Here is a 5,770-nt window from a genome sequence, read left to right on the forward strand (position 1 = left end):
TCCGGCGCCCCCTCCACCTCCAGCAGCCGCCTGGCCCCGGCCCTGATCCAGCTCTCGGACCTGCCCGCCGGCTTCCGCACCGAACCCCTCACGGCACGCAACCTGCCCTCGCTGATCAAGGGCTGCCCGGGCCTGGAAGTGCTTCAGCAGTCGAACATCGCCGACCAGGCGCAGGCCGAGTGGACCAAGGGCGCCCTGGACGACTACGTCAACGAGGCGGTCATCCAGCCGCGGGGCGAGACCGCGGCCAGCCTGGTCGACAAGGCGTCCAGCGCCCTGACCTCCTGCGGTTCGGTGAAGGTCGCCGAGGAGGGCCTGTCGGTCACCCTGCAGGCCACCCCGCTGAACCTGGCACCGGTCGGCACCGCCTCCCACGCCTGGCACACTTCCGCCAAGTTCGGCATCGCCTCGATGGAGATGAACGTCGTCCTGATCCAGCAGGACGACCTGGTCGTGCTGATCGCCCAGACCCGCGTCGACGGGCACACCAACGACGACCTCACGCTGTCGGCGTCGCAGGCCGCCGCGAAGCGCGCCGCGGACTTCCAGAAGCAGCAGCACTAGCAGAGGCCTAGCGGAGCACTGGCAGGGCACTAGCGGGCAGTGCCCTAGCGAAGCACTGGCAGAGCACTGGCGCGGCACTGGCAGAGCGCCAGCAGTCGGTCTCCATCCCGCCGAACCAGCGGTTCACCACCCCGGCACGGCGCCTTACGATCAACGCATGCCCTCCAAGCCCGAACCCAAGAAGCGGCCCCTGCACCTGATCGGCGAACCGCCGGCGGCGCTGCCGATCGACACCGAGTCGTTCTTCGGCCTGGACGCCATCGAGGACCCCTTGCGGCTGCTGGCGCGCAGCACCGAGTTGGCCGACGCGTTCCGGGCCTCGGCCCGGAACGCCGAGAGCTACCAGGCGGTGGCGGCGGCCAGGCTGACCGATCCGCGGCGCTTCGACCGGATGCCGGTCGCCGACTTGGCCCTGCTGACCGGGTGGACCGAGGAGTACGCGACCAAGATGGCCGAGTACGGCCGCACATTGTTGGACAAGGGCACTCCCTGGGACTGAGCCGGGTCGTCCGGGGGACGGCGACGGGCCGCCGCCTCCTGGCCGACCGTGATCCGGCTCACACCGTTTTACATAGGCAGACTATATAGATGGACGATACAATTATGGGCGTGGACCAGAACCCGGCCGCGGTGGCCGAACTCTTCGAGACCGTCACGGTGCTGATGATGCGGCACGTGCCGGCCCCGGACGGGCTCAGCCTCACCGCCGCCGCCACCCTCGGCTCCCTGCAAAGGCGCGGGCCGCAGCGCATCACCGCACTGGCCGCCGCCCAAGGCGTGACCCAGCCGTCGATGACGCAGCTGTTGCGCCGCCTGGAGGACGCCGGCCTGGTGGCCCGGGTCGCCGAGCCCACCGACGGCCGCGTGGTGCTCGTGCAGCTCACCGCCGCCGGGGACGAGACACTGCGCACCCGGTGGGAGACCCGCCTGGGACACCTGGAAACGGTGCTCCAGACGCTCACCGACGAAGAGCGGGCGACGCTGCAACACGCCGCCGAGGAAGCCCTTCCGGTGGCGCAGAAGCTGGTCAACAGCCTCGCCGCACGCTACTGACGCCTTTCGGGGCCGGGTCGGGCTGATCTCACCGGACTCAGGGGACGCCTTCGCGCGCGAGCGGGTACGTAGTCCGACCGCGTGGAAGGAAGAACCTTGTCATCCACCCTGCGCTCCGACGCCTCCGCGGCGCCCATCGCGAACCCCCCGGGCCGGGCCGGCGACCGTCCGACCGGCAACCCCAGCGGCGACCCGAGCGGCCACCGGACCGGCCACCCGAAACCCCCGAGCCTCCTGCACCAGCCGAAGGCCGTGTGGGCCGTGGCCTTCGCCTGCGTCATCTCGTTCATGGGCATCGGCCTGGTCGACCCGATCCTGCCGGCCCTGGCCTCCCAGCTGAAGGCCACCCCGAGCCAGGTCACCATGCTGTTCACCAGCTACCTGGTGGTCACCGCGGTGGCGATGCTGATCACCGGCTTCGTCTCCAGCCGGATCGGCGCCAAGCGGACCCTGGTCGCGGGCCTGGCGATCATCGTGGTCTTCGCCGCGCTGGCCGGCACCTCCGGCACCGTCGGCCAGATCGTCGGCCTGCGGGCCGGCTGGGGCATCGGCAACGCGCTGTTCATCGCCACCTCCCTGGCCGTCATCGTGGGCTCGGCCAGCGGCGGCTTCTCCGGCGCGATCATCTTGTACGAGACCGCGCTCGGCGTCGGCATCGCCCTGGGCCCGCTGGTCGGCGGCGAACTCGGCGGGATCAGCTGGCGCGGCCCGTTCTTCGGCGTCGCGGTCCTGATGCTGATCGCCCTGGTCGCCACCTTGATCCTGGTGGCGCCGACGCCGCCGCCGGCCCGCAAGGTGTCGATCACCGAGCCCATCAGGGCCCTGCGCCACCGCGGACTGCTGACCCTGGCGCTGACCGCGCTGTGCTACAACTGGGGCTTCTTCACCCTCCTGGGCTACGCCCCGTTCCCGATGAAGCTCGGCACGCACCAGCTCGGCTACGTCTTCACCGCCTGGGGCGTGCTGGTCGCGGTCTTCGCGGTGTTCGCCGCCCCGCGGCTGCAAGCCCGGTTCGGCATCGCCCGGACCCTCTACGCGAACCTCGCGTTGTTCGCCGTCAACATCCTGATCGTCGGGCTGGCCACGGACCACAAGGCGATCCTGATCACCGCGGTGATCGTCGCCGGCGTCTTCATCGGCGTCAACAACACGATCACCACGCAGGCGGTGATGACCGTCGCGCCGGTCGACCGGCCGATCGCCTCGGCGTCCTACGGCTTCGTCCGCTTCATCGGCGGCGGCCTGGCCCCCTACTTCGCCGGCCGGCTCGCCGAGCGCTTCAACATCCACGTCGCGTTCTACGTCGCGGCCGTGGTGGTGGTGATCGGCATCGGAATCCTGGCCTCCGGACACAAGCTGCTGATGGCGGCCGAGAAGCAGACCCTCATCGACTCCGAGGAGGAGGCGCTGATCGAAGAGCTCGGCTCGGCGTCCTGAGCCGACGGTTGTTCCCGCCGAGCGGGTCCGTCTGACAGAGTGCATATCATGGCGAACTCGCTCCCGGTCCTCACCTTCAACCCCTCCGCCGACGACTACGTCTGGACCTTCGGCGGCGCCCCGCCACTGGCCCGCGTGAAGTCCGGCGACACCCTGGAGCTGTTCACCGAGGACTGCTTCGCCGGCCGGGTCCGCTCCGAGAAGGACCTGGTGACCGAGGTCTGCGAGTTCCCCTTCCTGAACCCGCAGACCGGCCCCTTCTACGTCGAGGGCGCCGAACCCGGCGACACGCTGGCCGTGCACTTCGTCTCCATCGAGCCGGCCCGCGACTGGGCCGCCTCGACCACCGTCCCGCTGTTCGGCGCCCTGACCTCCACCCACACCACGGCCACCCTGCAGCCGCCGCTGCCGGAGCGGGTCTGGATCTGGCAGCTGGACCGCGAGCGCCGCACCTGTCTGTTCCGGGCCCACGACAGCGACACCGAGGTCGAGCTGCCGATGGACCCGATGCACGGCACCGTCGGCGTGGCCCCGGCCAACCTCGAAGTCCGCTCGGCCCTGGTGCCCGACGCGCACGGCGGCAACATGGACACCCCCGAGATGCGCGCCGGCGTCACCTGCTACCTCGGCGTGAACGTCGCGGGCGCGCTGTTCAGCCTCGGCGACGGCCACGCCCGCCAGGGCGAGGGCGAGACCTGCGGGGTGGCGGTGGAGACGGCGATGAACACGGTCATCACCATCGAACTCGTCAAGGGCGTCCCCACCCCCTGGCCGCGCTTGGAGTCCGACACGCACATCATGACCGCCGGTTCGGCCCGTCCCCTCGAGGACGCGTTCCGCATCGCGCAGGTCGACCTGGTGCAGTGGGTCGCCCGGGACTACGGCCTGAGCGAGCTGGACGCGTACCAGTTGGTGACGCAGGGGGTGGAGTCGCCGCTGGCGAACGTGTGCGACACGAACTACACCTCGGTCGCCAAGATGCGTAAGGCTTTCCTGCCGTCCGGCACGTCGGCTTACGGCGTGCACGAGACGTTGCGGGAGCGGGCCGCCGCCTACCTGGCAGGGTGATACTCCTCCGAGGCGATCACGACAGCGCCGCGCAGACGTCGGTGACCTTGTTCTGGTACCGGATCGCTATCTGACCGGTCGGCGAGACCGAGACCACTGAGCCCTGACTGAGCACGTATTCGCCCTGCGCGTGATACGGGTCGCCGGCGCGGACGGTCAGGCCGAAGTTGTCGGGGATGACCCACAGACTCGACTTGTCGGGGAAGTCGAAGAGCGTGCCTTTGCCGCTGAGGTCCTCGTCGATCTGCGCGCCGGTCGCGACGTTGGTGTAGCGGGCGATCAGCGGGCCGCGGAAGTCGGTCTGCCGCGGGCTGCCGTCGGGGTACGCGGAGACGATTCGCTCCTGCACGCCTTGCGTCGGGAAGTCCTCCTTGAGCTCGTAGGTGCAGACGGTGCCCGCCGCGTAGTCACGCGAGGTGTAGGTCACCGTCGTCCAGCCACCGGCGGTGCCGGACGGGGCGACCAGGCTGACCGCCGAGGCGACCGGGCCGACCGGGCCGACCGCCGGACCGACCGCCGAGGCGACCGCCGGAAAGGCCGCCACCGACAGACCGGCTGAGACCACGGCCCCGAGGATGCGCTTGCGCATGATGGTTATCCCTTCGTGTCGTTCGGATCCGCGTCCTGAAAAGGCGCGGGACACGTCTTCACTCTGGAAGGCCTCCGGCCCGGAGGCGATCGCTTCAGCCCACGCTGAAACGTGAGGACACGATGCGGATCCACTTCACCCCCGACGACCTGCTGCACGTCCGTTTCGCCACGGAACCGGTGCCACTGCTGGAACTGGGCCTTGCGCTGGCCACCCTGCACCGCCCGGCCGCCGACCCGGTGTTCACCCGCTGGCGCCGCGAGGCGGCCCGCACGCTGCCAGCCCGCGCGCGTCCGCTGCTGGACCTGGTCCCGCCCTGCGGCCGCGGACCGCTGTTCCTGGACCCGGCGGTCACGGACGCCGCGGAGGGCTTCGAGCGCGTCGCGGCCTCGCCGCGCGGCCAGGTACGGCGGGAGGTGGCGCGCGTCGTCGAGCTCGGCCGGCCAGCGACGACGTGGAACCGGCGCATCGCGGAGCGGGAGCGGGACGCGTGGGACGAGCTGCTGACGGGCCTGCACGCCGCCTACAGCAGCCTCCTGACGGAGCCCTGGCGCCGCCTGCGCGCCGGCTTCCACGCCGAGGTCACCTGGCGCACCAGCCGCTGGGGCCGCCTCGGCCTCGGTGCGGGCCTGGAATCCCTGCTACCGGGCTCCCACTTCGAAGGCCTGACCTGGCACCTCGCCCCCGAGAAGCAGGCAGACTATCGCCTCGCCGGCCAGGGGCTGACGCTGTACCCGTCGGCGGTGTGGAGCGGATCGCCTCTGATCGGAACGTACCGCGACGACACGAAGCTGCTGGTCTACCCGGCGCTCACCCCGCTGCCGCTCCTGCCGGAACCCCAGGACGCCGACCCGCTGGGCACGCTGCTGGGCCGCACCCGCGCGCACGTACTGGCGGCGCTCGCCGAGCAGCGGACGACCGGGAGCCTGGCGCACGACCTCGGGATCAGCGCGGCGTCGGCGTCGCAGCACGCGACGGCGCTGCGCGAGGCCGGGCTGGTGGCGACGCGGCGGGAGGGGAAGGCGGCTTGGCACGAGTGCACGGCGCTGGGGGCGGAGC

7 protein-coding genes are annotated in these 5,770 nt (G+C 71.1%); 6 read left to right on the forward strand and 1 reads right to left on the reverse strand.

The window, feature by feature from the left end; translation table 11 throughout:
* From KGQ19_RS46920 to KGQ19_RS46940, 5 genes are all read left to right on the forward strand, one after another.
* Positions 1–564 (forward strand): hypothetical protein (locus tag KGQ19_RS46920; RefSeq protein ID WP_212021836.1); only part of this gene is annotated, 564 nt, incomplete at its 5' end.
* A gap of 157 nt (positions 565–721) precedes the next feature.
* Positions 722–1,063 (forward strand): DUF8844 domain-containing protein, encoded by a 342-nt coding sequence (locus tag KGQ19_RS46925; RefSeq protein WP_212021838.1) that lies wholly within the window; start codon positions 722–724, stop codon positions 1,061–1,063.
* Between the two features lie 89 nt (positions 1,064–1,152).
* Positions 1,153–1,617, forward strand: coding sequence for a MarR family winged helix-turn-helix transcriptional regulator (locus KGQ19_RS46930; protein WP_212021840.1), 465 nt, complete (start codon positions 1,153–1,155; stop codon positions 1,615–1,617).
* A gap of 234 nt (positions 1,618–1,851) precedes the next feature.
* On the forward strand, positions 1,852–3,054 hold the full coding sequence (locus KGQ19_RS46935; protein WP_368862260.1) for an MFS transporter: 1,203 nt from the start codon (positions 1,852–1,854) through the stop codon (positions 3,052–3,054).
* A 48-nt stretch (positions 3,055–3,102) separates the two neighbouring features.
* Positions 3,103–4,122: an acetamidase/formamidase family protein gene (locus KGQ19_RS46940; RefSeq protein ID WP_212021844.1), complete on the forward strand. Its 1,020-nt coding sequence runs from the start codon at positions 3,103–3,105 to the stop codon at positions 4,120–4,122.
* 16 nt (positions 4,123–4,138) lie between these two features.
* Here the strand turns inward: KGQ19_RS46940 and KGQ19_RS46945 are convergent, their stop codons facing one another.
* Positions 4,139–4,711: a hypothetical protein gene (locus KGQ19_RS46945; protein WP_212021845.1), complete on the reverse strand. Its 573-nt coding sequence runs from the start codon at positions 4,709–4,711 to the stop codon at positions 4,139–4,141.
* Positions 4,712–4,833: 122 nt separating this feature from the next.
* On the opposite strand from KGQ19_RS46945, the gene KGQ19_RS46950 reads away from it, so the two are divergent.
* Positions 4,834–5,770 (forward strand): ArsR/SmtB family transcription factor (locus tag KGQ19_RS46950; protein WP_212021846.1); only part of this gene is annotated, 937 nt, incomplete at its 3' end.

Source organism: Catenulispora pinistramenti, assembly GCF_018274385.1.
In the GTDB taxonomy this organism is placed as follows: Bacteria; Actinomycetota; Actinomycetes; order Streptomycetales; family Catenulisporaceae; genus Catenulispora; species Catenulispora pinistramenti.

Coding starts and splice junctions, on each gene's coding strand:
- KGQ19_RS46925 (WP_212021838.1), top strand. CDS start 722: ATGCCCTCCAAGCCCGAACCCAAGAAGCGGCCCCTGCACCTGATCGGC.
- KGQ19_RS46945 (WP_212021845.1), bottom strand. CDS start 4,711: ATGCGCAAGCGCATCCTCGGGGCCGTGGTCTCAGCCGGTCTGTCGGTG.
- KGQ19_RS46930 (WP_212021840.1), top strand. CDS start 1,153: ATGGACGATACAATTATGGGCGTGGACCAGAACCCGGCCGCGGTGGCC.
- KGQ19_RS46940 (WP_212021844.1), top strand. CDS start 3,103: ATGGCGAACTCGCTCCCGGTCCTCACCTTCAACCCCTCCGCCGACGAC.